This is a genomic window from Paraburkholderia fungorum (assembly GCF_900099835.1).
GTDB classification, from domain to species: domain Bacteria; phylum Pseudomonadota; class Gammaproteobacteria; order Burkholderiales; family Burkholderiaceae; genus Paraburkholderia; species Paraburkholderia fungorum_A.
The window spans coordinates 1853499-1877557 of the sequence record NZ_FNKP01000002.1 but is presented as its reverse complement, the minus strand read 5'-3'; the positions used below and the strand labels follow the sequence as shown (position 1 = coordinate 1877557).

The 24059-nt window shown below is 61.2% G+C and carries 23 protein-coding genes; 12 read left to right on the top strand and 11 right to left on the bottom strand.

Annotation, left to right across the window (positions count from 1 at the left end; all coding sequences use genetic code 11):
• Positions 1-342 precede the first annotated feature (342 nt).
• The 3 genes from BLS41_RS24215 to BLS41_RS24205 form a co-directional block, all read right to left on the bottom strand.
• On the bottom strand, positions 343-759 hold the full coding sequence (locus BLS41_RS24215; protein ID WP_074771159.1) for a cupin domain-containing protein: 417 nt from the start codon (positions 757-759) through the stop codon (positions 343-345).
• Positions 760-920: 161 nt separating this feature from the next.
• Positions 921-2171, bottom strand: coding sequence for an MFS transporter (locus tag BLS41_RS24210; protein WP_074769410.1), 1251 nt, complete (start codon positions 2169-2171; stop codon positions 921-923).
• 109 nt (positions 2172-2280) lie between these two features.
• Positions 2281-3228, bottom strand: coding sequence for a LysR substrate-binding domain-containing protein (locus tag BLS41_RS24205; protein ID WP_074769408.1), 948 nt, complete (start codon positions 3226-3228; stop codon positions 2281-2283).
• Positions 3229-3447: 219 nt separating this feature from the next.
• Between BLS41_RS24205 and BLS41_RS24200 the strand changes: the two genes are divergently transcribed.
• Entirely contained in the window at positions 3448-4176 is a 729-nt protein-coding gene (locus BLS41_RS24200; protein WP_074769406.1) for a DUF899 family protein, read from the top strand.
• A gap of 65 nt (positions 4177-4241) precedes the next feature.
• Here the strand turns inward: BLS41_RS24200 and BLS41_RS24195 are convergent, their stop codons facing one another.
• Both BLS41_RS24195 and BLS41_RS24190 read right to left on the bottom strand, forming a co-directional pair.
• Positions 4242-6215 (bottom strand): putative bifunctional diguanylate cyclase/phosphodiesterase, encoded by a 1974-nt coding sequence (locus BLS41_RS24195; RefSeq protein ID WP_074769404.1) that lies wholly within the window; start codon positions 6213-6215, stop codon positions 4242-4244.
• Between the two features lie 188 nt (positions 6216-6403).
• The gene (locus tag BLS41_RS24190; RefSeq protein ID WP_074769402.1) at positions 6404-6799 is read right to left on the bottom strand and encodes a hypothetical protein; all 396 of its coding nucleotides are present in this window, start codon (positions 6797-6799) and stop codon (positions 6404-6406) included.
• 350 nt (positions 6800-7149) lie between these two features.
• Between BLS41_RS24190 and BLS41_RS24185 the strand changes: the two genes are divergently transcribed.
• Positions 7150-7428 carry an HU family DNA-binding protein gene (locus BLS41_RS24185; protein ID WP_042324988.1) on the top strand — a complete coding sequence of 93 codons (279 nt, stop codon included), beginning with the start codon at positions 7150-7152 and terminating at the stop codon, positions 7426-7428.
• A gap of 214 nt (positions 7429-7642) precedes the next feature.
• Here BLS41_RS24185 and BLS41_RS24180 read toward each other — a convergent pair whose 3' ends face one another.
• From BLS41_RS24180 to BLS41_RS24170, 3 genes are all read right to left on the bottom strand, one after another.
• Positions 7643-8761: a 3-deoxy-7-phosphoheptulonate synthase gene (locus BLS41_RS24180; protein WP_074769400.1), complete on the bottom strand. Its 1119-nt coding sequence runs from the start codon at positions 8759-8761 to the stop codon at positions 7643-7645.
• A 183-nt stretch (positions 8762-8944) separates the two neighbouring features.
• Positions 8945-9775 (bottom strand): DUF72 domain-containing protein, encoded by an 831-nt coding sequence (locus BLS41_RS24175; protein ID WP_074769398.1) that lies wholly within the window; start codon positions 9773-9775, stop codon positions 8945-8947.
• A 120-nt stretch (positions 9776-9895) separates the two neighbouring features.
• Positions 9896-10639 carry a TetR/AcrR family transcriptional regulator gene (locus BLS41_RS24170; protein WP_074771158.1) on the bottom strand — a complete coding sequence of 248 codons (744 nt, stop codon included), beginning with the start codon at positions 10637-10639 and terminating at the stop codon, positions 9896-9898.
• A gap of 287 nt (positions 10640-10926) precedes the next feature.
• Between BLS41_RS24170 and BLS41_RS24165 the strand changes: the two genes are divergently transcribed.
• The 4 genes from BLS41_RS24165 (at position 10927) to BLS41_RS24150 (ending at position 16726) form a co-directional block, all read left to right on the top strand.
• Positions 10927-12108 carry an isovaleryl-CoA dehydrogenase gene (locus BLS41_RS24165; protein ID WP_074769396.1) on the top strand — a complete coding sequence of 394 codons (1182 nt, stop codon included), beginning with the start codon at positions 10927-10929 and terminating at the stop codon, positions 12106-12108.
• 85 nt (positions 12109-12193) lie between these two features.
• Complete coding sequence (locus tag BLS41_RS24160; protein WP_074769394.1) at positions 12194-13801, top strand: carboxyl transferase domain-containing protein; 1608 nt, start codon at positions 12194-12196, stop codon at positions 13799-13801.
• Positions 13802-13830: 29 nt separating this feature from the next.
• Positions 13831-14616 carry an enoyl-CoA hydratase/isomerase family protein gene (locus tag BLS41_RS24155; protein WP_074771157.1) on the top strand — a complete coding sequence of 262 codons (786 nt, stop codon included), beginning with the start codon at positions 13831-13833 and terminating at the stop codon, positions 14614-14616.
• 79 nt (positions 14617-14695) lie between these two features.
• On the top strand, positions 14696-16726 hold the full coding sequence (locus BLS41_RS24150; protein ID WP_074769392.1) for an acetyl/propionyl/methylcrotonyl-CoA carboxylase subunit alpha: 2031 nt from the start codon (positions 14696-14698) through the stop codon (positions 16724-16726).
• Between the two features lie 8 nt (positions 16727-16734).
• On the opposite strand, the gene BLS41_RS24145 is transcribed toward BLS41_RS24150, so the two are convergent.
• Both BLS41_RS24145 and BLS41_RS24140 read right to left on the bottom strand, forming a co-directional pair.
• Complete coding sequence (locus BLS41_RS24145; protein WP_074769390.1) at positions 16735-17526, bottom strand: phosphate/phosphite/phosphonate ABC transporter substrate-binding protein; 792 nt, start codon at positions 17524-17526, stop codon at positions 16735-16737.
• A gap of 19 nt (positions 17527-17545) precedes the next feature.
• The gene (locus BLS41_RS24140; protein ID WP_074769388.1) at positions 17546-17824 is read right to left on the bottom strand and encodes a DUF1488 family protein; all 279 of its coding nucleotides are present in this window, start codon (positions 17822-17824) and stop codon (positions 17546-17548) included.
• A 253-nt stretch (positions 17825-18077) separates the two neighbouring features.
• Between BLS41_RS24140 and BLS41_RS24135 the strand changes: the two genes are divergently transcribed.
• On the top strand, positions 18078-18281 hold the full coding sequence (locus BLS41_RS24135; protein ID WP_143026356.1) for a hypothetical protein: 204 nt from the start codon (positions 18078-18080) through the stop codon (positions 18279-18281).
• Between the two features lie 20 nt (positions 18282-18301).
• Complete coding sequence (locus BLS41_RS24130; RefSeq protein WP_074769384.1) at positions 18302-18949, top strand: O-methyltransferase; 648 nt, start codon at positions 18302-18304, stop codon at positions 18947-18949.
• 24 nt (positions 18950-18973) lie between these two features.
• On the opposite strand, the gene BLS41_RS24125 is transcribed toward BLS41_RS24130, so the two are convergent.
• A complete protein-coding gene (locus BLS41_RS24125) occupies positions 18974-20278 on the bottom strand; it encodes a hypothetical protein (protein WP_074769382.1) in 1305 nt (434 codons plus the stop codon).
• A gap of 754 nt (positions 20279-21032) precedes the next feature.
• Between BLS41_RS24125 and BLS41_RS24120 the strand changes: the two genes are divergently transcribed.
• The 4 genes from BLS41_RS24120 (at position 21033) to BLS41_RS24105 (ending at position 23720) form a co-directional block, all read left to right on the top strand.
• Positions 21033-21320: a hypothetical protein gene (locus BLS41_RS24120; RefSeq protein WP_074769380.1), complete on the top strand. Its 288-nt coding sequence runs from the start codon at positions 21033-21035 to the stop codon at positions 21318-21320.
• Between the two features lie 308 nt (positions 21321-21628).
• Positions 21629-22162 (top strand): GNAT family N-acetyltransferase, encoded by a 534-nt coding sequence (locus BLS41_RS24115; protein ID WP_074769378.1) that lies wholly within the window; start codon positions 21629-21631, stop codon positions 22160-22162.
• The gene (locus tag BLS41_RS24110; RefSeq protein WP_074769376.1) at positions 22152-22577 is read left to right on the top strand and encodes a GNAT family N-acetyltransferase; all 426 of its coding nucleotides are present in this window, start codon (positions 22152-22154) and stop codon (positions 22575-22577) included. The genes BLS41_RS24115 and BLS41_RS24110 overlap by 11 nt, the downstream gene beginning before the upstream one ends.
• Positions 22578-22685: 108 nt before the next feature.
• Complete coding sequence (locus BLS41_RS24105; RefSeq protein ID WP_074769374.1) at positions 22686-23720, top strand: dienelactone hydrolase family protein; 1035 nt, start codon at positions 22686-22688, stop codon at positions 23718-23720.
• The last annotated feature ends 339 nt before the right edge of the window (positions 23721-24059 follow it).

The following is a 24059-nucleotide window of genomic DNA, read 5'->3' as shown; positions in this document are numbered from 1 at the left end:
AACCGCGCTCCTGAGAATGCAATAAGGGATTGAAATAAGTCCGCGTCGGGTCGCTGCGTTGCGGACACGCAGCGCATGTTCCGTTCCCGAGGTGACGCGAGCATGTCGTCAGCCGGTTCCCATGTCGGAATGGCCGGAACAGTTCGTGAAACCGGTGCGGAAAGCGGATTTAAGCACAGGTGGCAAAAAGCCGCTGCGAGGAGGGCTTGACGCGGCGCGAATTCTCGCAGGCGCGAGTGACGCGTGCAAGCGGGAACCGGGCCCGTCCGGGGCGGGCGAGCCTCTAAAAAAGATGCCGCTCAGTGACCTGGCGGCTCGGCTGGGACGTGTGCTTTTTTCAACTCACGCATCCGTCGCGGGATCGTAGGGCGTGACGCGTTCATGCTCGTCCGCATGGTTGCGCGCGACGATCGCGCGCGCGGCGGTGGTGGCGTCGAGATTGAACGGTTGATGGGGGACGCCCGGCGGAATAAACAGGAAATCTCCCGGCTCGGTAATCACCGATTCGCGCAAACCGGGCCCGTAGCGGGTCTCGATCCGGCCTTCTAACTGATAGATCGCGGTTTCGTAGTCGGCGTGGAAATGCGGTTCAGCGTGGCCGCCCGGCGGCACCACGACCATGTACATCGACAAACCGGTGCTGCCCGCGGTGCTCGCGGAGATGCCGACAAAGTAGGGCAGCCGCTGGGTGGTCGCCATTTCCCGGTCGGGACGCACCTTGACGACCGGTGCCCGCGCGTCGTGCAAAACGTCTGACATGATTGCTCCTGCCGTAAGCGCCGCCGCCGCGATCGGGTTGGTGATGTCAGTGGTGTCGATTGGGTCGACGCCGGTCGTCGTGGTTCGGCTCATGCTCCCTGAGAATCAGGGAAGTCTAGACGATAGCGGCTGCATTAGCGTCTCCCGCGATGCGACAAAACTTAGGCAACCGCGGGCTGGGAGCGCAACCCGGGCGTGCTCACCGCGGAGTCGTCGATGGGAAAATGCAGCAGCGCCGCGACGAGTCCGCTGACCACCGTCGCTTCCCACAGCAACGAATACGACCCCGTCAGATCGAACACCAGCCCGCCGAGCCACGCGCCGAGGAACGAGCCGATCTGATGGCTCAGAAAGCACACGCCGAACAGGCTGCCGAGGTGGCGCGTGCCGAATACTTTCGCGACCAGCCCGCTGGTGAGCGGCACGGTGCCGAGCCAGGTGAGCCCCATGATCGCCGCGAAAATCACCACCGACGTCGCGCTTTTCGGCAGCACAAAGAACGCGCCGATCGTCACGCTGCGGATCAGATAGAGCCAGCCGAGCACATGATGCTGACGGAAGCGTCCGCCGAGCCATCCGCATCCCCAGCTGCCCGCCATGTTGAACAGGCCGATCAGCGCGAGCGCGGTCGCGCCGAGTCCGAGCGGCATATGGCACAGCGTCAGATATTCGGGCAGATGCGTCGAGATGAACGCAAGCTGGAATCCGCAGGTGAAGAAACCGAGCGTCAGCAGACGGTAGCCGCGATGCCGGCTCGCCTGCGCAAGCACCTCGCGCAGCGGCACGGCCGGGGCTTCTCGAACGGTAGCGCCGACTTTTGCGCGTCGGTCGAGCACGATGCCGAGCGGCGCGACCAGCAGCATCAGGAAGGCCAGCGCGAACAGCGACGCGGCAATCCCCGACCCGAGCCGGATGCTCTGGACCAGCGGAATCATCAGCACCTGCCCGGCCGAGCCGCCCGCGCTGACCAGCCCCATCGCCATGCTGCGCTGTTCCGGCGACGCCACCCGGCCGACTGCCGGCAATACCACGCCGAACGTCGTGCAACTCACGCCGATGCCCACCAGCAGCCCCATGCCGACGATCAGCAGCGCGCCCCCCGGCGCCACCGCCGCGAGGCCGAGGCCGGCGGCGAAGGTGGTTGCGCCGAACGCGACCACGGGCGCCGAGCCGTAGCGGTCCGCCGCCGCGCCCGCGAACGGTTGTGCGAAGCCCCATACCAGGTTGTGCAGCGCGATCGCGAAGGCGATCAGCGTGACCGGCAGGCCGCGGTCGAACGAGAACGGGCCGATGAACAGCCCGAAGGTCTGCCGGATGCCCATGGCCGCACTCAGGATCAGCGCACCGGCAAGGATCACGACGGTCGTCGTGTTGAAGGCGGGGGTGAAGCGTCTGCTGTTTGCGCTCGACATGGTTTGATCTCCTTTGACCGGAATGGTCGCAGCGAGCGTCGGGCGCGGCAAAGGAAAAGATGGCGACGACAGGTGAGCGTGGCTCACCTGTGCGTATGTCGAAGCGCGATTAATTGGCGCCGTCGCGCGTGGCTACGTCGGGTGTTTCGAGGGAGGTGTCGACATGCTCCGCCTCGCCGATCAACCAGCGTCTGAAGTCGAACAGTTCCGGGCGTCGCTCCACGTTGTCCGCGCTCACCAGCCAGTACGCTCCGGCGGACGCCAGCGTCGGCGCGCAGGCTTCGACCAGCGCGCCGCTGGCCAGATCGCTGTCCACCAGCGGTCTTCTGCCGAGCGCGATACCGAGACCCATTGTGGCCGCCTCGAATGCAAGCTGAATCGTGTCGACACGCAGTCCATTCGCGGGATCGATTCCTTCGACGCCCGCTGTATCCAGCCAGCTTTGCCAGTCCTCGCTCGCCGCATTGACGTGGATGAGCGTCGCGCGTCGCCAGTCGATCCCGCTTCTTTCGTCGCGATCCGCACGCAGCGTGGCGAGATACGCCGCGCTGCACACGGGCACGAAACGCTCGCCGAACAGGCGGGTCCACGCAGCGCCCGCAACCGGCGCACGGCTCAGGCGAATCGCAAAATCGAAGCCATCGACGGGAAAACCGACTTGCCGATGCGAAGTGTCCACGCTCACGTTCACGTTCGGCCAGCGCGCGCGAAAACCGGCCAGACGCGGCAACAACCAGCGCGACGCGAAGGTCGGCGCGCAACTCAGCGCGATCGGGCGATCCGCGCGATGGTTCGGCAGACGCTGCGTACCGATGGCGATCAGCGAAAACGCTTCGGACACATACGACAGATAATCCGCGCCGGTCGCGGTCAGCGAAATGCCGCGCGGCTCGCGCACGAACAGTTCGACGCCTAGCGCCTGCTCGAGTCCGACGATGCCGTGACTGACGGCGCTCGGCGTGACATTCAGTTCGGCGGCGGCGAGCTTGAAACTTTGATGCCGTCCCGCCGCTTCGAAAAAGCGAAGTGCGGGCAGCGGCGGCAGACGAAGCGGCATGTGGCATCCCCAGGGACGGTGTGCGCTGTTTTGCGAGAGCATACCTTGATGGGCGAAGGCGGCTAAGGATGCCGACATGCACCGGAAAATAGACTGACCGTCTGTCGATTTGCCGTCTCCCCATTCGTCGTGGCTAGATAGGGGACGAGATAAAACGCCAGCGCCGCCGTGCTGCGCCGCACTCGCGCCCTTATCCTTCACCGATCGAGGAGATGGCCAATGACCGATGTACTGACATCCGCACAGACCCTGATACCCGCCGCGCAACTCGCCGACCTGCCGCCGCGCTTCCCCGGCGAGAGCGCCGACTATCGCAGTGCGCGCAACGCGTTGCTCGCCGAGGAAATCGAATTGCGTCGCCACATCGAACGGGTGGCCGTGCAGCGGCGCGCGTTGCCGCCCGGCGGCGTCGTCCCCGAGGATTACCGTTTCGACAGCGAGGCCGGACCGGTCACGCTGTCTGACATGTTCGGCGAGCACGACACGCTCGTCACCTATAACTGGATGTTCGGACCGCAGCGCACGCGGCCTTGCCCGATGTGCGTGTCTCTATTGAGTGCCTATGACGGCGGCATGCCCGACATCCTGCAACGCGTCGCGTTTGCCGTGATCGGCCGCGCGCCGATCGGCAAGCTCACGGCCTTTGCGAAAGAGCGGGGCTGGCGGTATCTGAAGCTTTATTCGTCGGGCGGCAACACGTTCAATCGCGATTACGCGGGCGAAGACCCGACCGGCGACGACGTGCCGGCGCTGAATGTTTTCAGGCGTTCGGACGGCACGATCCGCCATTTTTGGGGTGAGGAGATGGGGCCGTCGACCGCCGATCCAGGCGAAGATCCGCGTGGTGCGCCCGATCTGAATCCACTGTGGACGATACTCGACACGACGCCCGAAGGACGCGCTCCGGACTGGTATCCGAAGCTGGAATATGGCGCCGGGCCGCGTTAGGGCGCGGTCCCGGTCACGTCATGGGCATGCGGGATACGCGGGATACAACACGCAGCCGAGGCCGCTCAAGGCTGCGCTTCCACCGCATAAGCCTGCGCGAGCGCCGTCTGCAGATAACCGGCCACAGCGCTGGCACGCATCGGCCGGCTGAACAGATAGCCTTGCACCGCGCTCGCGCCGAGCGTCCTGACGACCTCGGCTTGCGTCGCCGTTTCGAGTCCTTCGACCACACATTCCAGCCCGAGGTTGCGGCACAGGTCGAGCACCGACTTGACGATCTTCTTCGACGCGCTGTTGGTGTCGACGTCGGTCACGAAACTGCGGTCGATCTTGATCGTATCGAAGGGCAGGCGGTGCACGTAGCTGAGGCTCGAATAACCGGTGCCGAAGTCGTCGAGCGAGACGCGGCAGCCTGCCTGTTTGATCATCGTGAGCGCGCTGTGAGCCTGTTCGAAATCGCGCGTCACGGCCGTCTCCGTAATCTCGAACGACACGCGATGCGGCGGCACGCCGCTCTGCGTGACGATATCGATCAGACGCCGGGCACGCGCCGAGGTGGAGATATCGATCGCCGACAGATTGAACGACAGATACAGCTCGCACGGCCAGCGCGCGACTTCATCGAGCGCTTTGTGCAGCAGTATTTCGGTGATGCGCAGAATCAGTTCGGTGCGCTCCGCGATGCGGATGAACTCCTCCGGCCTGACCGCGCCGAGCCGCTCGTTATGCCAGCGCCCGAGCGCTTCAAGGCCGGTCGGACGATGAGTGTGCAGATCGTAGATCGGCTGGAACTCCAGGAACAGTTCGGACTCGAGATCGGCGTGACGTAGTTCCTGAGTGACGAGGCTCGACCGGCGGATGCGGGTTTCGTGTTCGGTCGAGAAGATCACCGGCGTGCCGCGACGGCCTTCCTTGCCGACGTACAGCGCGGCGTCCGCGCGTTCGAACACCTGCGCGACCGTCACGCCTGCTTCGGGAAACGCGGCCCAGCCGATCGTGCCCGACAGTTCCGCGACGTTGCCCGCCACCCGGTAGGGGTAGCTGAGCGCGTCGCAAATGCGCTGCCCCAATTCCACCAACCTCTCGTTCGACAGTTTGTATTGCACGAGGATGCCGAATTCATCGCCCCCCAAACGAGCGAAGAACAGACCCGGTTCCGCGAGCGCGAGTAGCCGCAAGCCGACTTCCTGGAGCACGAGATCGCCGCAGGCGTGGCCATAAATATCGTTCACCTGTTTGAAGCCGTCGAGATCGATCAGCCCGACGTTGAAGCCGTCGCCGGTGCTGAGCGCCTGCTCCGACATCGCGCGCAACGACGCGAAAAAGCTGCGCCGGTTAGGCAGATCAGTGAGGCTGTCGATGCTCGCGAGCCGGAAGTTGTCGTCGCTCAGACGCTGGGTTTTCTGCTGGCTCAACTGCAATTCGCGCTGTGCGTGAACCACGCCTGCGAAGGTCCGGTAATACAACTGGATGATCACCGCGAGCGCGAAGCCAACCAGCGCCATGTCGATCGTCATCGCGATGAACACCGGCGAGCGCGTGTAAATCAGGAAGCCCGAAAAGCTCAGGATGACGATGGATAACAGCAGTAGCGCAGCCGCGCGCAGATGCATCAGGCAGAACACGCAGCCCACCATCGTGGTCGCCATATAGAACGCGACCTGGGACTGTTCGAAGGCGCTGCCGTACGGGAACAGCAAAAGCGACCAGCAGCTGAAGGCGATGCCGAACAGGCTCGCGAAAGCAATCAGCCGACGCAGTTCGGGCACGGCCTGATCGTCGGTGATGACGCGATGGCGCAGCTTCCACCAATGCACGCCGCGCGCGATGCACAGCACGCAGAACGCGGCGGGCATATAGATGGACAGCCACGCCGGCGCACTCTGCAGATGCGTGACCGCGACCGCCAGCGTGTTGACCACCAGCATGAAATAGATGAGCGGGATCTGACGGCTGAATGCCTGGAGCTGCGAGCGCACGAGATCGGGATCGCCTTGTGCGATCGATAGCGCTTCCCTGAATCTGGCTAGCCGAACCATTCACATCCCTTTAACGTTTATGTGCCACACGCAGTGATAACGGCACCGTGGGCGCGACCTTGATAGCTCGTCAGTGGGAAATTCAATGGGATTCCATAGGACGATGGGCAGCCGGTAACTACGACCTGCCGCCGCTCGTCTATGTCATTTGTGCCGGAGAGGGTTTTCCGTAGGGTCCAGCGCTCGCGTTACAGCGCCGGACACGACAGCACGCGCTGAGGTGCAAGCGGCGTGCCGGGTTCGCCATCTTTGGCCGGTGTGCCTTGCGTGGGGGTCGATACCAGCCGGACGGCGTCGGTGCCTGCATTCGCGAGCACATATTTCTCCGGGCTGTTCTGAGGCTGCCAGTACGCACGAAACACGCCGTTGTCGGCGAAGACCAGCAGTTTGCCGTGAACCGTTTTGCCGCCGCCAACCAGATCGACAGGCTCGCCGTCACGAAGATGAAAGCCTTGCGGTGTGTCCGGCGAGGTGGCGCCGACCAGGGTCGCACAGCCGTCTGCATCCCCGGCGAAAGCGCTGGCGGACATCGCGCCAAGCAGTGAAGCCAGCAGCGCGCATGTTGCAATATGGCGAAATTTCATTTTTTTATTCCTCCCGGATTCTTAACTTGTCAGACGCCGGGAGCGGCAGTTCCCACTCGCCGCGCTCGACCCTGAGGCGGCCAGAAAGCCGGCCAGCGGCGCTTTGCGTCGTGCTAAAGCACTGAAATTGCAACGGATTGTGATCTGCTGAACGAGCGCGTAAAGCGGGATAAACGCGTAAGCGCGCGATTCTTATGGCACTTTGCAGCAAAAAAACGTCAAATTGGCTCTGGGCGGGAGATACAAGCCTTACACCGACAGTTTGCGCGAATGCTCGCCTATGCGTTAGTGTGTCGGTCCCGGCGCCTCAGATGTGGCGCCGGTTCCATGATTACCATACGGGAAGTGCTATGAACAAACAGGAACTGATTGATGCAGTCGCTGCAGCGACGGGCGAAAGCAAAGCGGCCACCGGCCAGACCATCGACGCAATCGTCGAAGCGGTCACCAAAGCTGTGGTGAGCGGCGATACGGTGCAACTCGTCGGTTTCGGTTCTTTCTCGACCGGCGCGCGCGCAGCACGCGTGGGCCGCAACCCGTCGACGGGTGCAGAGATCCAGATCGCGGCAGCCAAGACGGTGAAGTTCACGGCCGGCAAGGCGTTCAAGGAAGCCGTCAACGCGTCGTAATGCAACGCGCTTCACGCTGGAGCATCCACGCGCGCTGTCTGGCGCGCGCAAGGCGATGTCTCGGGCGTGAGGAGTCACGCGCTGCCCAACGCCGGTAAGCAGCAAGCATCGGCGGCTGGTGCGGCGCGTGTGCCTGAGCGGCGAAGTGGAGCGACCCTCGCTCCGTGTCGCCAGGCTTGCCTGGCTCCGCAGATTCGACTCCAGGCGGGTGCGCTTAAGCCGCGCGCCGTTTGCGGGTTGCGTCGGCGAGTGTGGCGAGTGCCGGTTCGGTTTGCGCCCAGCTCACGCATGCATCCGTGATCGATACGCCGTACTGCAACGGCACCCCGGCTTTCAGGTCCTGACGGCCTTCTTCCAGATGACTTTCCAGCATGACGCCGACAATGCGGTTCTCACGCTGCGACAATTGCTGCGCAATATCCTGCACGACATCCAGTTGACGCAAATGCGATTTGCCCGAGTTCGCATGCGAACAGTCGATCATCACCTGCTCGCGCAGTCCCGCTGACTTGAGCGACGCACAGGTGGCGTCCACCGACGCGCTGTCGTAGTTCGGTCCTTTCTTGCCGCCGCGCAGAATCACGTGAGCGTCGTCGTTGCCGCGCGTTTCGAAGATCGCCGCCATGCCCATTTTCGTCATGCCCATGAACGCGTGACTTGCGCGCGCCGCGACGATCGCATCCGCCGCGACCTGCACGCCGCCGTCGGTGCCGTTCTTGAAGCCGATAGGGCAGCTCAGCCCTGACGCCAGTTGCCGATGGCTCTGGCTCTCGGTCGTGCGCGCGCCGATTGCGCCCCACGCGATCAGATCCGCGATGTATTGCGGACTGAGCAGGTCGAGAAATTCAGTGGCGGTGGACAGCCCCAGTCCGTTGATATCGAGCAGCAGTTGCCGCGCGAGCCGCAGACCTTCGTTGATGCGGAAACTGCCGTCCAGGCGCGGGTCGTTGATATAGCCTTTCCAGCCGACGGTGGTGCGAGGCTTTTCGAAGTAGACGCGCATCACGATCAGCAGATCGTTTTTATAGGTGTCCGCGGCGGCTTTCAGTTTGCGTGCGTATTCGATCGCCTGATCGTGATCGTGAATCGAGCACGGGCCGACGATCAGCACGAGCCGGTCGTCGCGGCCATGCAGAATGTCGGCGATTTCCGCGCGGGTTTTCTCGACCAGCGTCTGCACGGCGGGCGGCACCGGCAATTCGTCCTGTAGCAGCGCGGGGGAAATCAGCGGACGTACCGCACCGATCCGTACGTCGTCGATGCGCGTGGTGTCCTGGGTGGCGTCGGCCGAGCCGACTTCCTGATCGTGCAAAGGATTGTCGATGGCGCTCAAAATGTTCTCCGGGACCTTGGTAGTGGGGTGGCCTCGTGGCCTGGTTAGGCGAGTGTCGATGGGTCGATTTCGCGCTTGTTTTGCGGTGCGTTTGGATTGCGCTTGCGTGATGTTTGCATCCTGCGTGCGTCACTTCACTGGCGCGATTATGACACTCGCGTGTGGCCCCGGGATCGTGCGTGCTCAGAGTTTCTTGATCAACGCCATCGCCGCAGCGGGGTTGCGCTCCTTGAAGCCGCTGATCACATACAGGTACACGTCGCGTGCCGCCGCTTTGCCCGATGGTTCCGCTGACGTTTCCAGATCGTCTGGCGTCGTGCCTGCCGCGAGTTGCTTCGCGCGTTCGGCCCATGCATCGAGTGCTTTGGTTGAATAGCCTTTGGCCTGCTTGTCGGTCGTGCCCATGATGCGCGCGTACACGAAGGGCGCGGTGATATCGGCGATTTGCGGGTACTCGCTGTCGCCCGCGAGCACCACGGCGACCTTGTATTTTCTCGCCAGCGCGATGAATTCCGGCGTTTTGAACGTGTCGTTGCGCACCTCGATGGCGTGCCGCAGTTTCTGGCCTTCGATGCTTGCAGGCAGCAGTTTCAGGAAAGCCTCGAAGTCTTCGTGATCGAATTTTTTGGTTGGCGCGAACTGCCAGTTGACCGGGCCGAGTTTCTGTTTGAGCAGCAATACGCCGCTCGCGAAGAACCGTTCGATCGTTTCACCTGCGTCGGCGAGTACTTTTCTGTTGGTCGCGTAACGCGGTGCTTTCAGCGAGAAGACGAAATCGTCGGGGGTTTCCTGATACCACTTCTCGTAGCTCGTGGGCTTTTGCAAACCATAAAACGTCCCGTTGATTTCAATCGACGTGAGGTTCCGGCTCGCGTATTCGAGTTCGCGGCTTTGCGTGAGATCGTCCGGGTAGAAGGTGCCGCGCCACGGGGCGTAGGTCCAGCCGCCGATGCCGATACGGATGTTGGTGGATTTCGCGGGTTTCGCTGGCTTGGCGGGTTTCGCTTCAGACACGTTAGCTCTCCATCTGGCGGCATCGGGGAAGTTGTAGATTAGCTTCTTTTTGCCCGATGGATTTTGCCCGACAAACAGATGCAACCCATCACCACTACGAAGAGCCGGAAACGCATTTCTCTATTGGTCGCGACTTGCGTCCTGCACATGTCGCGCGTTCTCTTCAAACCGCCGGCTCGCCTCCGCCACTTCCACCCTGAACTGCTGCAACGCATTCACCGCCAGATCCGGCGGCGTGAGCGCGCTCCACAATACGTCGATCAACTGATCCGCCGTCGCGTCGATATCGATCTGGCGGTTCGTCAGCGTGGCGTCCCACAGCACGTGCTCCATCGGACCGAACACCATCGACCGTAACAGCCGCAGAGGCACATCCGCGCGGATCTGGCCGCTCTCCTGACCCTGCGCCAGTACCCGCATCAGAGGAGCCGTGTAGCGGCGCTGCAATTCGGTTAGCGCCTCGCTCAATTCGTGATGGCGAGCCCGTCCCTCGGACAACACCAACGCACACAGATCGGTGCCGTTGACCAGCATCAGCCGCAAATGCGTTCGCACGATGAACGCGAACTGCTGACGCACGTTGCCGTCGCGCGGCAGGCCAGACTCGATCGCTTCGATGATCTCGTCGTACCAGTCGCCGATCACCCGCGCGCACAACTCACGCTTGCCGCGAAAATAGCTGAACACGGTGGCCTCGGAAATGCCCAGCCGCTGCGCGATTTCCGCAGTCGTCGCGCGCTCGTAGCCTTTCTCGGAGAACACGTCGCGCCCCGCTTGAAGAATTTCCTTCACGCGTTGCTGCGACTTGCGCCCGGCCGGCTGACGACGCGAAACAGGTGACTCGGGGTTCGATGCAACCGTCATATGAGTAAGATTCAGATTATCTTCGATAAATTCGGCCATTCAGGACCGATGGAGGCGATCCTAGCACGTCAGCAAGCCTGTGGACCGTTGGGAAACGTTTTCTGAGTAACACTCAAAAATACCTATTGACGCTTACGTCAATCTGGCGTGAAATGCGTGTGGAACCTGCTGCGCTTCGAGCGGGACGCGCCAAGCTCATAAAGCAACGGCCGTCCGCGAAGCCGCCACGGGACAAGCCGGCGCCCATCGGAGCGAACCGGCCGCCAACGAACTCTGGAGACACCGCAATGCCCAATCTGCCCGGTCTGCAATTCCCGCTCGGCGAAGAAATCGAAATGCTGCGCGACAGCATCGCGGGATTCGCTGCCAAAGAAATCGCGCCGCGTGCGGCGGAAATCGATCGCACCGATCAGTTTCCGATGGACCTGTGGCGTAAATTCGGCGATCTCGGCGTGCTCGGCATGACGGTGTCGGAAGAATACGGCGGCGCGAACATGGGCTACACCGCGCACATGATCGCGATGGAAGAAATCTCGCGCGCGTCGGCGTCGGTCGGTCTGTCGTACGGCGCGCATTCGAATCTGTGCGTGAACCAGATTCACCGCAATGGCACCGATGCACAGAAGCAGAAGTACCTGCCCAAACTCGTGTCGGGCGAACATGTCGGCGCGTTGGCGATGAGCGAGCCGAACGCGGGTTCCGACGTGGTCAGCATGAAGCTGCGCGCGGAGAAAAAGGGCGACCGCTATGTGCTGAACGGCACCAAGATGTGGATCACCAACGGTCCCGATTGCGACACGCTGGTGGTGTACGCGAAGACCGATCCCGAAGCGAATTCGCGCGGCATTACCGCGTTTATCGTCGAGAAGGGCATGAAGGGCTTTTCGGTGGCGCAGAAGCTCGACAAGCTCGGCATGCGCGGCTCGCACACTGGCGAACTGGTGTTCGAGAACGTCGAAGTGCCGGAAGAAAATATCCTCGGCCAGTTGAACGGCGGCACAAAAGTGCTGATGAGCGGACTCGATTATGAACGCGCGGTGCTCGCGGGCGGCCCGACCGGCATCATGGTCGCGGTGATGGACGCGGTCGTGCCGTATATCCACGACCGCAAGCAGTTCGGCCAGTCCATCGGCGAATTCCAGCTGATTCAAGGCAAGGTGGCCGATCTCTACACCACGTTGCAGGCGTGCCGCGCGTATCTGTACGCGGTGGGCCGTCAACTCGACACGCTCGGCAAGGAGCACGTGCGCCAGGTGCGCAAGGACTGCGCGGGCGTGATTCTCTACACCGCTGAAAAAGCCACGTGGATGGCGGGCGAAGCGATCCAGATTCTCGGCGGAAACGGCTATATCAACGAGTACCCGGTCGGCCGGTTGTGGCGCGATGCGAAGCTCTATGAAATCGGCGCGGGCACGAGCGAAATTCGCCGGATGCTGATTGGACGCGAACTGTTTGCCGAAACGGCTTGATGTATAGAAACACGCGCAAAACACGCATAGAACACGCGTTAAAAAACCGGCCTATAAAAAGCGGCGAACCGGAGACGTTACCCAAATGCCGATCATCGAATCAAAGCTGAATCCCCGTTCGGACGACTTTCGCGCTAACGCGGCGGCGCTCGAAACGCTGGTCGCCGATCTGCGGGCGAAGGTCGAGCAACTGTCGCTCGGCGGCGGCCAGGCGGCGCGCGACAAACATACGGGCCGGGGCAAGCTGCTGCCGCGCGACCGGATTGCGCAACTGCTCGATCCGGGCACGCCGTTTCTCGAGTTCTCGCAACTCGCCGCGTACGACATGTACAACAACGATGCGCCCGGCGCGGGCGTCATCACAGGCATTGGCCGGATCGCGGGGCAGGAATGCGTGATCGTATGCAACGACGCAACGGTCAAAGGCGGCACTTACTATCCTGTCACCGTTAAAAAGCACGTGCGCGCACAGGAAATCGCGGCGGAAAATCGCTTGCCGTGCGTGTACCTCGTCGACTCGGGCGGCGCGAATCTGCCGAATCAGGACGACGTGTTCCCCGATCGCGATCACTTCGGCCGCATCTTTTACAACCAGGCGAATCTGTCCGCTGCGGGCATTCCGCAGATCGCCGTCGTGATGGGCTCGTGCACGGCGGGCGGCGCGTATGTGCCGGCCATGAGCGACGAGTCGATCATCGTGAAGAATCAGGGGACGATTTTTCTCGGCGGACCGCCGCTCGTCAAAGCCGCGACCGGCGAAGTGGTGAGCGCGGAAGATCTCGGCGGCGGCGACGTGCATACGCGTTTGTCCGGCGTGGTCGATCATCTCGCGCAGAACGATGCGCATGCGCTGGGAATTGCGCGCAGTATCGTCGGCAATCTGAATCGCGCGAAGCAGGTGCCGGTGGTGTTGCAGGAACCGAAGCCGCCGCGCTACGACGTGCAAAGCATGTACGGCGTGATTCCCGTCGATACGCGCAAGCCCTTCGATATCCGCGAGGTCATCGCGCGTATCGTCGACGACTCCGCGTTCGACGAATTCAAGTCCCGTTATGGCACGACCCTGGTGTGCGGCTTCGCGCATATCTGGGGACACCCGGTCGGCATCGTCGCGAATAACGGCATTCTGTTTTCGGAGTCGGCGCTAAAGGGCACGCACTTTATCGAACTGTGCTGCCAGCGCAAGATACCCCTCGTGTTTCTGCAGAACATCACCGGCTTCATGGTCGGTCGCAAATACGAAAACGAAGGCATTGCACGCAACGGCGCGAAGATGGTGACGGCTGTGGCAACGGCGAAGGTGCCGAAGTTCACGGTGATCATCGGCGGCTCGTTTGGCGCGGGTAATTACGGCATGTGCGGCCGCGCGTATTCGCCGCGCTTCCTGTGGATGTGGCCAAACGCGCGCATCTCGGTGATGGGCGGCGAGCAGGCCGCGTCGGTGCTTGCCACGGTCAAGCGCGACGGCATCGAAGGCAAGGGCGGTTCGTGGAGCGCCGAAGAAGAAGAGGCGTTCAAGCAGCCGATCCGCGAGCAATACGAACACCAGGGGCACCCGTATTACGCGAGCGCGCGTCTGTGGGACGACGGCGTGATCGACCCCGCGCAAACCCGCGACGTGCTCGGTTTAGGCCTTTCTGCAAGCATGAACGCACCGATCGAAGACACACGCTTCGGCGTGTTCAGAATGTGATTGCGCGCCATTCGAAGGAGCCGCAACGTATGCAATACGAGACGCTGGAATTCGGATTCGACGCACAGGTCGCCACTATCACGCTGAATCGCCCGGACGTGCGCAACGCGTTCAATGAAATGATGATCGCCGATCTGACCTCGGCGTTCACGTCGCTGAACTCGCGCGACGACGTGCGCGCGGTCGTGCTCGCGGCGAATGGCAAGGCGTTTTGTGCGGGCGCCGATCTGAACTGGATGAAGAAAATGGCTGCCTATTCGGACGATGAAAATCGCGCCGATGCGATGCGGCTGGCGACCATGTTGTCGTCGGTTTATCGCTGCAACAAGCCGGTGATCGCCCGCGTGAACGGCGACGCTTACGCGGGCGGCATGGGCCTGATCGCGGCGTGCGATATCGTGGTCGCTGTCGATAGCGCGCACTTTTGCCTGTCCGAAGCGCGGCTCGGGTTGATCCCCGCAACCATCGCGCCGTACGTGATTCGCGCGTTGGGCGAGCAGGCGTCGCGCCGCTATTTCACCACGGCGGAAGCCTTCGATTGCGCGACGGCGTTGCGTCTCGGCTTTGTCAGCGAAGCGGTATCGGTCGATCAACTGGACGCGACTGTGAAGCAGATCGCCGGGACGCTTTGCGCAAACGGACCGCAAGCAGTGCGAGCCTGCAAGCAACTCGTGCAGGATGTCGCGGGCCGCGAGTTGAACGATGCGCTGATCGAAGACACGGCCGCGCGCATCGCACGTACGCGGGCCGGCGCGGAAGGCCGCGAAGGTGTGGCCTCGTTCCTCGAAAAACGCGCACCAGGCTGGCGCAACTGACGCGAAAGCCGACGTTGAAACGCGAGTCGCCCTCACATCAGAACAACCACTCCGTACGGCCCAATTCATCGAGACACTCATGTTCAACAAGATCCTGATTGCGAACCGGGGCGAGATTGCGTGCCGCGTCGCCGCGACCTGCAAGCGGCTCGGCATTGCCAGCGTGGCCGTCTATTCCGACGCCGACGCCAAGGCGAAACACGTCGCCGCGTGCGATGAAGCGGTGCATATCGGCGGCTCGTCGGCGGCGGAAAGTTATCTGCGCATCGAACGGATCATCGAAGCCGCGCGCGCTACCGGCGCGCAGGCGGTGCATCCGGGTTACGGCTTCCTGTCCGAAAACGAAGACTTTGCGCACGCGTGCGAGGCGGCCGGTATCGTCTTCATCGGACCGCCGGTGGCGGCTATCGCTGCGATGGGTTCGAAGGCTGCGGCCAAGGCGCTGATGCATGCAGCCGCAGTGCCGCTCGTGCCCGGCTATCACGGCGACGATCAGGATCCGCAACTGCTGCATCGCGAGGCCGACGCAATCGGCTATCCGGTGCTGCTCAAAGCGAGTGCCGGCGGCGGCGGCAAGGGTATGCGCGTGGTCGAACGCAGCGAGGACTTCGCCGCCGCGCTGATGTCCTGCAAGCGTGAGGCTGCGAGCAGCTTTGGCAACGATCGCGTGCTGATCGAAAAGTATCTGACACGGCCGCGTCACGTGGAAGTGCAGGTTTTCGCGGATCGTCACGGCGGCGCGGTGTATCTGTTCGATCGCGATTGCTCGGTGCAGCGGCGTCATCAGAAGGTGCTGGAAGAAGCGCCTGCGCCGGGACTTTCTGCTGAAATCAAACGTGAAATGGGCGAGGCGGCGGTCGCTGCCGCGCGCGCGGTGGATTACGTCGGCGCGGGCACGGTCGAGTTCATCATGACCGGCAGCGGCGATTTCTATTTCATGGAAATGAACACGCGCCTACAGGTCGAGCATCCGGTGACGGAGATGGTGACCGGCCAGGATCTCGTCGAATGGCAATTGCGGGTTGCCGCGGACGAACCGTTGCCGCTCACGCAGCAGCAGTTGAAACTCGACGGACACGCGATCGAAGCCCGCATTTACGCCGAACATCCGGCGCGCGGTTTTCTGCCGTCGACGGGCACACTCAAGCATTTGCGCATGCCTGAAGGCGTGGAATTTTCAATCGATGCCGCCGGTCTGGGCGAATCGGGCCGCAAGGCGCCCGTGCGGATCGACAGCGGTGTGCGCGAAGGCGACGCGATCACGCCGTTCTACGATCCGATGATCGCCAAGCTGATCGTTCACGGCGCGACGCGCGAAGAGGCGCTGGCGCGCATGAGTCGCGCGCTGCACGCGTGCGAGGTGGTCGGACTGCATACCAACGTCGAATTCCTGCAGCGTATCGTGACGAGCGAGCCGTTCGCGAGCGGCGATCTCGACACGGGCTTGATCGAACGTCATCACGACGCGCTGTTCGCGCCGGCAAAAAAGCCCTTCAGGGAGGCGCTCGCGCTGGCCTGCGCCGCGTTGCTCACGCGCGAGGGCGGCAGCACACACGGTGCTTCGCCTTGGGATGCGCTATCGCACTGGCGTCTGAATGGCGGCTACACGCAGACACTGGGCTGGCGCAACCTCGACGATGACAACGTGTTTACCGTCACATTCGCGCGCAACGGCGGCTCGCAGACACTTGAACACGACGGCCTGAGCGAAGGCTTCACCTGGTCGAACGGCACGGGCAAACACGAGTTCTGCGCGACGATAGGCGACGCGCGGGCAACCGGCCGCGTGTTCGTCGATGGCGATACGTTCCACGTGTTCTGTCTCGGGCAGGCGCTCGCGTTCGAGTGGCAGAACCTGCTCGCTCATGCGGCCGACGTGGAAGGCGGTGAGGGCCGTTTAACCGCGCCGATGCCAGGTAAGGTGATCGCAGTGCTGGTCGAACCGGGCGCCGTCGTGGAGAAAGGCACGCCGCTGATCGTGATGGAAGCGATGAAAATGGAGCACACGATCGGCGCGCCGACGGCGGGTACGGTGTCGGAGGTGCTGTACGCCGTTGGCGATCAGGTCAGCGACGGTGCGCAGCTTCTGGTGCTCGACGTGCAGCACTGAAGCGCCGGTCAGGCGAGGCGCGGATAACCGGCTGAGCGCGCTTCGCTTTCGAGTTGCCGGATCCGCTCGTAGTCGGCGAGTGAGAGAACGGAAAAGCCCTGCAAACGCAGGCGTTTTGCACGCTCGGGACGAATTTCGAGCGTCTCGTTCAGCGCGTCGTGCAACGCTTCGATCGTGGCTTGCGGCACCGTGCCCGACGCGATCAGAGGCAATCCAGGCGACGTCGCCGTCATGCCGATAGGCCGAACCTGGCGGGCCAGTTCCGGCAATTCATCGCAGACGAAGGCGAACGTCACGCAGTCGATCGCGGCCACGTCCGCACGATTACCGGCAACGGCCTGTAGCGAACCGAGATGCGAACCGGTGCGCAGCACAGCGCTGAAAAACATCCCCGCCCGCGAGTGCGGCGCGACCGCGTGACGAAACACGTTCATACCGCTATTCGAATCGTCCTGATTGTAGGCGGCGCGCGCGCCACGGCACGAAGCCAGCGAATCGAACGGCGCGTTCGCGCGCGTCACCAGCACGCTCGAATAGTGCGCGCCTTCGCAGCCAGGCGCGTCGAAACGCGGTGTCGCGATCAGTTGAACCTGCTCGTGCAAGCCGTGCATCAACGGGAAGCCGCAGGTTTGCGAAATCAGAAGATTGGGCCGCCGCCAGAAGCCGTGCAGTTCTTCATCCGGCTCGACGATGCGGCACGTTGGCTTGACCGCGTGCAGCACGTCGCTGAGCCACCCGCGCCACTCGAGCGCGAGGGCGGGCGTCACGTTGTACATCGGCAGCGCGGCGATCCAGGTCATGGACGCAATTCTTGCATACCTAATGTCTGACCATTCGGAATTCATCCAGATCGAGCCGCACCGGCTCGGTCGGTCTGAAGGTCCACTTTCGGGCGGCCACGGTGAGAATTTCCTGCTGCGCGTCTTCGAACGCGACCAGCAGGTCCTGCTTGCGCTGGCTCGCGGCGCCGCAGAAGGTCATCAGCGCCTCGGCGCTGACCTCGAAAATCTGTGCACGATCGTCGCAGCACACGCGGAACGCAACCGTCCTGCACTCGGTAACACAGGGCCGGAACCCTTCATCGACATAAACCGACATGGCGATCTCCCCTCGCACGTCTAAGTCCACAGGATGACGAGTTGTAAGCATCAGGTATGTGGGAGAACCGGCATTGGCGATAAAAAGCCGCGCGCGGCGTGCAGAGCCGCCTTTCTGGCAAATGAATACAAGGGGGAACCTTTGGTAAGTGGATTCGCTTTTCGCCCCGGTATTCGTCCGTTTTGAGCGTGAGGGTGCTGGCTACACTCGCTCCAGCAATTTTACCTGGCTCAGAACAAACGATAGACCCACGATGGACGGCGAAAAAATGATCCTTGACAGTAGACCCCGAACGGCGATGCGCAACCGTGGCCGGCACTTCTTACTGGCTATTACCCTGGTATGTGTCGGCAGTCTGCAGGGCTGCGCGACGTCGCTCGAAACGCTCGGCCTTGGAGCGGGGATCGGCGTTGCCGGTGCGGTCGGGCTGCTGACCTGCGCGATCAGTTGCCGGTGAGCGAAGCGGGAGAGCAATAGATGGAGCAGGCCGTTCTGGCTGTGCTTGACGCGTATCACGGGCCCATCGACAGCGCGAATGCGGACGGAAAGACATCGCGGCCCCAGCGCAAGGCGCAGTTGCAGTCTTCGCAGTTGCAACAGCAGCCGCGGGTGGAATCGAATCGCCGCCGGTATTCAACCGAGCAGGAAACAGGGCGCCTGATCAACATCCTGGCCAGAAGCCAGCGTGCGCCGAAAATCCTCGAACTCGGCACGTCGTTCGGCTATTCGACGATCTGGCTCGCGGATGCCGCAAGAGCGGCCGGTGGGCGGCTCACGACGATCGAGCTACACGACTACAAGTCGGCATACGCACGCGACATGTCCACCCAGGCAGGTCTCGCCGCGTATGTCGATTTCCAGATCGGCAACGCGGTCGTTCTGATCGAGGATCTACGATTCCAGCCTGATTTCGTGCTGATCGATGTCTGGAAGAATCTGTATGAGCCGTGCCTGGAGGCGGTTTATCCGAAGCTCAATTCAGGCGCGATTATCGTGGCGGCCAAAATGAACTGGCCACACGATGACGACGCGAAGCGCTATCTCACGACCGTGCGCGCGAAACCGGGACTGAAGAGTTTATCGCTGGCGGTTGGCGCGGGTCTGGAGATCAGCCGGTATCGCTGAAAGTTCGTGCCCCCTGTGTTACCGCTAGTTCAGCGACCACGCAGCTTTCCAGTCTCCTTCGTCGCAATATCGGCCCCGGTCCCACTGGTTTTTCAGCATCGCCAGCGGTTGAGCGCTCTTGAGGCTTGCCTGATCCCCGGCGGCCAGATCCTTGACGCTATAGCCCCGCTGAAGCATCGCCGCGACGAGTGCCGGACTGCGCGCCTGCACCGCTGCCGTCAGTTCATCCGAAGGGCTGAGCTTCGCGCCCGGCGCGTACGGAATGCGGCTGCTTTCGGCGAGCCACTCGTCGATACCTTTTGCTCCGAGTTCGGGCGGCGCGCGAGTTGCCCAGTCGGCGAAACTAGTCCACATATTTTGGGCCGACGCGGCTGTCTGCACCTTGACGCCCGCTGACTCGAGCCAATGGATCGATTTGAATGCACCGCCGGCAGCCGCGCTCGCATAGGGATCGTCAGATGGCGTTTTCGCCTGCATTGCGCGCGGGTCGACGCCCTGAGTGACGAGCGTGTCCATCAGATCGGTCGATCCACTCGTGACGGCGCCCAGAAACGCCTTGTCGCGATCCGCCGGTCCCCACAGCGACGCGAAGAGTGCGGTAATCGCAGGGCTGTTCCTGAACCCCACCAGGTACGCCAATGAATCCTGCCCGTTGTAAAGCACGCCTGACCGGCAAATCTTCGGAATGTTGTGATTGTCGAATTGGGAGTAGGTGGCGGGCGTGACGCCTTGCAGGGTCACTGCGGCGATGCGCGGCGTGTTCAGAAGTATCGCCTGAGTCACCCACGAGTCGCCGCAGATGCTAGAGTCGTCACACTCGGCATAGGCGGGCGCGAAGGCCATTACATCGTCTTTCGCAATGGCCCGGTTCATGGTGTCGGTGTCGGCGGCGAGCCTGATCTGGTGCGCGGCTTCCCGCTCGGTTTGCGCTGCACTTCGATGCGCATCGAGTTCGAAAAGACCCACGATCAGCAACACGAATAGCGCAAACGGAACCTGCAGCGCAAACGCGAGAGATCCGCGACCCGCCCGCCACGGTTGCTGGATCAACGTGTAGAGCACGAGGAGAACGACGCCTCCTGCCGCAGCCGGTGCTGCCACCGTGAACAGATCGGTCAGCTGGTTGATCGCACCGAAGCCAGTGCCTCCAAAAAGCAGTGCACCTGCCCCAAGCGCCGCCGAACCCCACAGGCCAACCCCGGACAAAAACAGCAGTGTCGACGCGAATGGATTGCGATATCGCGGAGCCGGTGGCCCGATGAATTCTGGTTGCTCGAACTTGAATGGAAACAGCACTGACCCATCCGCACCTTTTCCGTCGGCTTGCACTTTGCTATCTCCTAAATGTTTTGTTCTATTCAGACAGGCTGTGATTTTACGCGTGCTGTTCAATTCGTGAGAATAAGACTGCAATAAAGTTTGGAATTGTTGAAATTAATGCGGGATGAATAAATATCGCGTTTTGTTAATCACAACGCCACCCGTGGTGAAGTGCTGAAAACTCTTTCATTTCAACAGCGTTTGTCAGCAGGGAGCCCTTGTTCTGTCAGTAATCGCGAAGAGTGCGGTAATACCAGGTTCTACGCCTTATGCGATTTCAATCGTTAATTTGAGATTTGAACATTCATTCTTCGATCGACAGGTGGAGTTAATCGTGCTCGGCAACCGTTTGAAAAAATTTGTAATGAATAAAGTTGTTTGAAGTTCTGATCTTCCTTCGCGCCGGACTACTTCGCCTTAAATCTGATGGACGAACTCGTGACTCGCAGTGCGAAACCGGTGTTATCGGAGCAGGGGGATGTTGTCGACCGTCTCAAGATATGAGTACGCGTGACAGTTGCGCAAGCAGGCCCATAGCGGCGATTCAAAAATAGAAATTCATCCTTGCGAATAAGGCGCTTAATTATCAGCGACCACTTTTCTAAACTTGCCGAGTGGAGATCACTGCATTGCTGCACGTGCGCCACCGCGAAGGGGCGAGCGAGTCTGATCGTCACGAATGACGCGCAAAACGACCGCCATGCGGAAGCATCAATGGACCGTTTTGCGTTGAAATTTCAGTCCAATCAAGGAGGAGCGAGTCATGATCAAGGCAACCAGCACATTAATCGCGGCAGTTGCCGCACTCACGCTGTCGGCCGGTGCTTATGCACAAAACAACACGTTGGCGACTCCGTCCACTGTGTCGCCGGCCGCTGCAACGAGCGGCTACGGAACACCTGGCGCCAACAACTCGGAGAGCGGCACGAGCGCCGGGGCGTCGAATACGAATCCGCAGAATAGCTCCAACAGTGCGACTTCCCTTACCAACCTTCCCGGAAGTCATAACACCCTGGCTACACCGTCCACAATGTCGCCTGCGGGGCAGTAACAGCCTTTAAGTCGGGTAGCGACGTCGTGACAGGTCGACCGGCATCACACGGCCTGTTTAGTGCGACGTCGTTACCATTTGCGCGAATTAACAGCACTCAAACAGCACTCAAACAGCACTCAAACAGCACTCAAACAGCACTCAAACAGCACTCAAACAGCACTCGTCGCCCAATGCGTTCGGGTCGGGTCAGTCTTTCAATTTTCCAACATCGTTAGTTAGAACTCTGGCGATTGGTTGGCGCAACGTAAGGGCACGCTGCTAATCTTCTCTGTCGTCCATGAAAGCTGCACGACGGGGAATAAGCGATGACCTCCAGAAGCATCCGCCGCGCTACGGCAGATGATGTACCGACGCTGACACAGATTCGCAACGACGCGCATGCGAAGAAGGTCGCGCACCGCGATTACGCTTGGGGCAAGCAAGGGGACGGCTTTTCCGAGCAGTGGGTGCGAAACCATGTCTGTCAAAAAGATGTGTATGTCCTCGACCTGGATGACACTCCGGTCGGCACCTTTTCGCTCGATCTCGACGATGAAAAACACTGGGGACCACAAGAACCCATCGCCGTTTATGTGCATGGAATTTCTGTGCGGAAAGGCTTCAACGGACGTGCACTCGGCAGCTTCATGCTTGATTGGTGCGCTGAAATGGCGGGTAGTCTGAACCGGGCTCTGGTTCGACTCGACTGTGCTGTCCACAACGCGAAGCTATGTGGCTACTATGAGTCGCTCGGCTTTATCCGCGTGGGACTGTATCCGGAGCCAGAGCCCGGCGGCTATGTCTGGTCGCTGTACGAAAAATTGGCGTACGGTCTTCGATCGGACAATCATGAAAATTGAAGTCACCGACACGCGCAATGAGCACGATGATGCTTTCATAGCATCGCAACTCGGTGCTTATAACGCCGCGTTTGCGGTAAGGGACTTTAAACCGTTGCGGGTGTATGCACGCAACGCGGACGGCAGCATCATCGGTGGCTTGTTGGCCGATACGTACTGGCAATATCTCGAAGTCCACAAACTCTGGGTCAGCGAGGCGTATCGCAACGCGGGACACGCCTCTCGACTGCTGAAGGCGGCAGAGAACGAAGCCCGTCTGCGGGGATGCAAGCACGTACTTGTCGATACGTTCAGTTTTCAGGCGCTGGGTTTTTATCAGAAGCTGGGATATAGCGAGTTTGGCCAGCTCGATGAATTCAGCGGAAAACATCAGCGTCACTACCTGCATAAAAGGCTTGATGGCGGGGCCAGATAGCGCGAGTTCCGGCGCAGGGTCGAGCTATATTCGAGGCATGCGAAAAATCTACGCGTTGTGGTTTGCGCTCGTTGCGCAATTGGATGATTGCGGTGGAGAACGCAAGCAATGAAGCAAAAGATGCTTCGTCACATCATTCGAAATCTGTCTGCGGTTATGACGGCTCCCCTGGTCGCGGCGTGTACCTCGACGATCCCGGTCAGTTCATCGGTCACGACCTCGCTGGCGGACGGTCGCAGCGGTGTCCTCGCTTTCGAATCGGTGACGCCCGTCAATACTTCAGATTTTCTGTCGCACTACGCCACCGGCCACAAGGTAATCATTAAAGGCGACCTCACCCTTCCCGATAACCATCCACACGCCGTACCTGCTGTAATCATCCTGCACGGAAGCAGCGGCGTGAATCGGGGAGAGCGGGTGTGGGCCCGACGCATGAATGCGCAGGGTTACGCCAGCTTTGTCGTCGACAGTTTTACGGGGCGTGGCATCAGAAATACTGAAAACGACCAGGCACAGCTTTCGATGACAGCAGATATCGCCGATGCTTATGCCGCGCTGCGCTTGTTGGCGACGGATCCTCGCATCGATAAACAGAGGATTGCCGTCATGGGATTTTCGCGAGGCGGTGTCGCCGCCCTTTATTCATCGCTGGAGCCTTTTCACATTGCCGCAACGGACGGCAATCTGCGTTTCGCCGCGCATGTCGCGTTCTATCCGTCTTGCGGTATCTCTTATGATTCGGCGCATGTGGATGGCGGACCCGTGTTGATGTTAGTCGGCGGTAAGGACAATTACACGCCAGCGCCGCCGTGCATTGCCTATGCCGACAAGTTAAGTTCAAAAGGCGCCCAGGTCACGCTGAAAGAGTACCCGGATGCATACCACGGTTTCGACAGACCCACACCTCTACGCACGATGCCACTCGCGACCAGCGCACGCGAATGCCATGGATCGTACGATCTCGATACCAGAAAGTTCACGATGATGCGGAATGGTCAGGCGCTGACTGGTTCGTCTGCTGTCGCTGAATCGAAACGTTGCCTGACGAGGGGCGTCACCCTGGGAGGTGATGCTCAGGCGCAAGCGCAGTCGCCTGACGAAGTTGCCTCTTTTCTCAAGGCCGCCTTCGAGCAGGTTGAGTGACTGCTTCGCGCTTATCGCGTGCTTTGATGTCGCCGCGCTGCCGAAGGAAATCTGTCCCATCACAGTGCAGCGCGCCCCAGCTCCAACCTCGTTCATTCATGCTACGATGCGCAGCGCCTGAAGAGAGACACGACAAGCGCAAGCTTCATCCCGTAGTCAAGACAAAAGATTCCACCCAAACCATGTACGCAGCTGCCTGGCCTCCCTCGAAAACGCACTGAAAGCCTGTGTCGATGCAGCCACTGCATCCACGCTCGCATTCCTCCCGGGCCTGTTCTCACAACAGTCCGGCGATGTCGCACGAATCTTCATCTCGCATTCCGATTCGCGCGACTGCAT